This window comes from Nocardioides sp. (assembly GCF_025964975.1).
Classification (GTDB): Bacteria; Actinomycetota; Actinomycetes; order Propionibacteriales; family Nocardioidaceae; genus Nocardioides.
On sequence record NZ_JAOPXV010000039.1, the window covers coordinates 1 to 4,670 of the forward strand.

Here is a 4,670-nt window from a genome sequence, read left to right on the forward strand (position 1 = left end):
CGTCAAGGGCGAGATCATCAAGACCGTCCCCGAGTCACAGATCGTCGAGACCCTGATCGAGGAGGCCCTGCGCCTTGCCGAGGGCATGGAGCCCGTCGAAGGTGCCGGAGCAGCCGTCAGCGTCAGCTGAGGCTCGACGTCACGGCTGGGGTCTAGGCTCGCAACGTGCTGACCACTCGCGCCCATGTTCGGCTGCTCGGCCCCGACGACCGGGACGAGTTCCTGGCACTCGCTGCCGAGGATCCGGTGGTCAACGTGTTCGCCGACTACCGCGCCCGGGTGACCAACCTCGAGCCACGCGGGCTGGGCGGGGAGAGGTGGGGGCGCTTCGCGGGTGACCGCCTCGTGGCGGGCTGTCACATGGGGGCCAATCTGGTGCCGGTGCAGTGCACCGCCGACGACGTGACCTGCTTCGCGGAGCCGGCGCTGGCGCGCGTGCGGTCCACCGCCACCATCGTCGGACCGCACCCAGTCGTCGCGGCGCTCTGGCAGGCGGTCGGTGAGCGCTGGACGGCGCCACGGGAGATGCGGTGGCGTCAGCCGCACCTGCAGATCGACCGCGACCCAGATGTGCCCGCGGACCCGGAGGTCCGCCAGACCACGCCGGCAGACCTCGCCAGGCTCTATCCGGCCTGCGTGGCGATGTACACCGAGGAGGTCGGGGTGTCGCCCGAGACTGCCGGCGGCAAGGACCTCTACCGCGCCCGGGTGCAGCAGCTGATCGCGCGAGGGTGGTCGTTCGCCCGGTTCGACGACGAGGGCCGGGTGATCTTCAAGGCGGAGGTGGCGTGTGCCACGCCGTACGCCGCGCAGGTCCAGGGCGTCTATGTCCATCCCGACCGACGGGGCGAGGGCCTTGCGGTCGGCGGCATGGCAGCGGTGGTTGCGCTCGTGCGCGAACGGATCGCGCCGACCGTCTCGCTGTACGTCAACGAGTGGAACGCACCGGCGCGTGCGGCCTACGAGCGGGTGGGGTTCACCGAGACCACCCGGCTGTCCACCCTCATGTTCTAGCGGGGTCCCACCGACCCGACCCGCTGGGTCGACAACGCGGGGCTGAGCCTGGGGTGGCGCGCCGCGACCGGGTCGCTGGCGTTCTCGCACTCACCCTCGCTGCACCGGACGGTCGAGGCCATGGTGTCGCCGTTGACCTCGAGCAACAGGTCGGTGTTGGTCTCGAATGTGATCGCTCCGAACCAGTTCGTCGAGTAGTCACCGAGCAGGGTGCCGCCGATCTCGCGTTCCTGCACCTCGTTGGGGCCGAGGCCGTCGGAGAGGATGTGCACCGTCGCCATCCGCTCACCGTCGGGCGAGAAGGCCACGATCCGCTCGCTGCACGACTTCCACAGCGCGACGGTCGGGGCACCCAGGCGGGTGAGCCGCACGCAACCGGCCAGGTAGGGATCCTTGGTGTACGTCGCAAGCAGCCCGTGCTCGAGGTCGACGATGTTGGCCGGCTTCTTCGACACCACGGCGATCGCGTCGGTCCGGGTGTCCCACGACCTGATGCCGTAGTCGCTCTTCGCCCACGAGGACAACAACACGATGGGACCGTCCATCCCCACGACCTGGGGGTAGTTGGCGAAGTCCTTCTCGGCCTTGAGCTCGCCCGTGCGTGCCGAGAACACCCGGATGGGGACGGCCCTGCGGGTGCCTCGTCCCATGTGGACGAAGAAGCGACCGTTCGTGGAGAGAGTCAGCTCGAAGACGGAGATGCCGCGCTTGATGACCCTGGTCGAGTCGTCGGGTCCCACCCTCACGACCCGGAACTCGCCCACGCCGTCGACGTCGCTCGTGCCCACGAGCCAGCCCCGGCCCGACCGGCCGATCAGGGTGCTCCGGTCGCCGCCGACGTCGACGATCCGGTCGCCGTGCACCAGGTCGCCGTCCTCGATGTGCGCAACGGCGATGTCGGCACCTCGGGCCAGGTCCTCCGGCTGCAAGTCGATCGACGCAGCGGCCTGCGCGGGGGGCGCCAGGGCCGTGCCGCCGAGGACGACGACGGCCGCCACGGCGACTGCCGCCTTCCGGGCCAGCGATCGGAGTGCGTCGGTCATGGGTCTCCTCGGTATCGGTGGGAACTGCTCCACTGTCTCAGACGCCACCGACAGGGTTTTCGTTGCGAGCCCCCGACCCCGGCGCAAACCGCCTCGCTCGGCGGCGGAGCCCACACCTATCCTTCTCGACATGATCCTGAGGATGTCGACCCTGTTCGTGCGCACGCTACGTGACGACCCCAACGACGCAGAGGTCGCGAGCCACCGGCTGCTGGTGCGCGCCGGCTACATCCGGCGGGTGGCGCCCGGTCTCTACACGTGGCTGCCGCTGGGTCTGCGCGTGCTGCGCAAGATCGAGCAGATCATCCGGGACGAGATGGACGCGATCGGGGCGCAGGAGATGTTGTTCCCTGCCCTGTTGCCCAAGGAGCCCTACGAGGCCAGTCAGCGGTGGACCGACTACGGCGACGGCATCTTCCGCATCAAGGACCGCAAGGGGGCCGACTACCTCCTCGGTCCCACGCACGAGGAGATGTTCACCCTCGTGGTGAAGGACCTCTACTCCTCCTACAAGGACCTCCCGCTCTCGATCTACCAGATCCAGACGAAGTACCGCGACGAGGCGCGTCCTCGCGCCGGCATCCTGCGGGGTCGCGAGTTCGTCATGAAGGACTCCTACTCCTTCGACGTCGACGACGCCGGCCTCGACGTGAGCTACCAGAAGCACCGCGACGCCTACATCCGCATCTTCGACAAGCTCGGCTTCCAGTACGTCATCGTCAAGGCGACCTCAGGTGCCATGGGCGGCTCGAAGTCCGAGGAGTTCCTCGCCAAGGCCGAGGTCGGTGAGGACACCTACGTCCGCTGCACCCACTGCGACTACGCCGCCAACGTGGAAGCCGTGACCGTCCGCGCCCCCGCCGCCGTGTCGTACGCCGACGCGCCGGCCGCCCACGCCGAGGACACCCCTGCCACGCCGACCATCGACACGCTGGTCGAGCACCTGAATGCGGCGTACCCCCGCGAGGACCGCCCCTGGACGGCCGGCGACACGCTCAAGAACGTCCTGGTGGTGCTCAAGCACCCCGACGGCACCCGCGAGCCCCTGGCCATCGGCCTGCCCGGCGACCGCGAGGTCGACCAGAAGCGCCTCGAGGGACAGCTGGAGCCCATCGAGGTCGAGGCGATGGACGAGGCGGAGCTGGCCAGGCACCCCGCGCTCGTGAGGGGCTACATCGGTCCTGAAGTCTTGGGAGAGGACTCTGCGACAAGTGGTGGGTCGGGGGTCCGTTACCTCGTCGACCCCCGGGTCGTCGAGGGCACCCGCTGGGTGACCGGCGCCAACGTCAACGGGTCCCACGTCATCGACCTGGTGGCTGGTCGCGACTTCACCCCCGACGGGACGATCGAGGCTGCCGAGATCCGCGACGGCGACGACTGCCCCCACTGCACGGAGGGCACCCTCGAGGCCGCCCGCGGCATCGAGATGGGCCACATCTTCCAGCTCGGGCGCATCTATGCCGAGGCGCTCGGCCTCAAGGTGCTCGACGAGAACGGCAAGCTCGTCACCGTCACCATGGGCTCCTACGGCATCGGGCCGTCGCGAGCCGTTGCGGCGATCGCGGAGGACACCCTCGACGAGATCGGGCTCGTCTGGCCGCGCAACGTGGCTCCCGTCGACGTGCACATCGTCGCTGCCGGCAAGGACGAAGCCATCTTCGCTGCGGCGTCGGCCCTGGCCGAGGAGCTCTCCGCCCGCGGGATCGACGTGCTCTACGACGACCGCGCGGGCAAGGTCTCACCCGGCGTGAAGTTCAAGGACGCCGAGCTCATCGGTGTGCCGACCATCGTCACGGTCGGGCGCGGGTTGGCGGGCGGCACGGTGGAGGTTCGGGACCGCGCCTCCGGCGAGCGGGCCGAGGTGGCAGTGGGAGATGCCGCGACGTACCTCGCGGAGCTCGTGCGTGCCTGAGCTCGAGGCGGTCATCTTCGACTGGGGCGGAACCCTGACCCTGGCACGACGTGGACTTCCACGCCGAGTCGCTCGCTCTGGCACAGGCCGTGGTCAACGCCGACCACGATCCGCACGAGGTGACCGCGCGCCTGCATGCCGCGGGCGATGCCGTGTGGGAGCGCAGTCGCGACCACCAGCAGTCAGCGACGATCGCCGACCTCTTCACCGAGGCGGGTCTCGAGCACGACCCAGACCTGCTGGCGGCCTACTACGACTTCTGGGAGCCGCACACGGCGACCCACCCGGAGTGCCGGGACATATTCGCCGAGCCGCGCGCGAGGGGGCTCAAGATCGGCGTGCTCTCCAACACCATCTGGCCGCGCGACTGGCACGTCGGGTTCTTCGAGCGCGATGGGGTCTACGACTTGATCGACGGCGACGTCTACACCTCCGAGATCCCGTGGACGAAACCGTCGCCACGCGCGTTCGAGGCTGCCATGGCGTCGGTCGGAGTCGAGCGCTGCGTCTATGTGGGGGACCGGCTCTTCGACGACGTCTGGGGTGCCCACAACGCGGGGCTGAAGGCGATCCACATCCCCCTAAGCTCCATCCCGAGCAACCAGGTCGGCCACACCGAGAGCACTCCGACGCGGTGGTGCGGTCCTTGGCTCAGGCCCCCGCCGCCGTGTTCTCGCTGCGCTGACTTTTGCAGGTTTTCG

Annotated in this window: 4 protein-coding genes and 1 pseudogene; 4 read left to right on the top strand and 1 reads right to left on the bottom strand. The window is 69.2% G+C overall.

Translation table 11 applies throughout. The features are described 5' to 3' along the window. Together JWN68_RS02985 and JWN68_RS02990 are read left to right on the top strand one after the other, a co-directional pair. Window positions 1-130 (top strand): annotated as a pseudogene (locus tag JWN68_RS02985) (4-hydroxy-3-methylbut-2-en-1-yl diphosphate synthase); the annotation flags it as partial. Between the two features lie 35 nt (window positions 131-165). After that, entirely contained in the window at window positions 166-1,014 is an 849-nt protein-coding gene (locus tag JWN68_RS02990) for a GNAT family N-acetyltransferase (protein WP_297734485.1), read from the top strand. Here the strand turns inward: JWN68_RS02990 and JWN68_RS02995 are convergent. Then, window positions 1,011-2,057 (bottom strand): hypothetical protein, encoded by a 1,047-nt coding sequence (locus JWN68_RS02995; protein ID WP_297734487.1) that lies wholly within the window; start codon window positions 2,055-2,057, stop codon window positions 1,011-1,013. The two genes, JWN68_RS02990 and JWN68_RS02995, sit on opposite strands and share 4 nt — an antisense overlap. Before the next feature lie 130 nt (window positions 2,058-2,187). Here JWN68_RS02995 and JWN68_RS03000 point away from each other — a divergent pair, with 130 nt between their 5' ends. Both JWN68_RS03000 and JWN68_RS03005 read left to right on the top strand, forming a co-directional pair. After that, window positions 2,188-3,969 carry a proline--tRNA ligase gene (locus JWN68_RS03000; protein ID WP_297734488.1) on the top strand — a complete coding sequence of 594 codons (1,782 nt, stop codon included), beginning with the start codon at window positions 2,188-2,190 and terminating at the stop codon, window positions 3,967-3,969. Window positions 3,970-4,019: 50 nt separating this feature from the next. Next, window positions 4,020-4,670 (top strand): HAD-IA family hydrolase (locus JWN68_RS03005; RefSeq protein ID WP_297734490.1); only part of this gene is annotated, 651 nt, incomplete at its 3' end.